Here is a 240-nt window from a genome sequence, read left to right on the forward strand (position 1 = left end):
CGGGAATTCGGTACCAGCCTTGTCCGCTTGCGCCGAGATCTGGAAGATCAGGTTGTTTGGGTCCGTGGTGAACACGTAGTAGCGGCGCCGATGTTCCTTGCGCTTCGTCCATTGCGCAGCCCATGCGTCCAACAGTTGACGCGGCTGGGTAAGCCGGCGGCGCTGAGTGCGGCCAGAACCTTTGGACTCGCACCACTCGCGTCGCTCGAGCTCTTGCAGCACCATCGAGCAGGTGTACGG

1 protein-coding gene is annotated in these 240 nt (G+C 62.1%); it reads right to left on the reverse strand.

From position 1 onward, the window contains the following. On the reverse strand, positions 1-240 hold a 240-nt coding region (locus tag ACVA58_RS28610; RefSeq protein ID WP_446513609.1), incomplete at both ends, for a hypothetical protein.

The sequence above is a fragment of the Photobacterium sp. DNB22_13_2 genome (genome assembly GCF_052873915.1).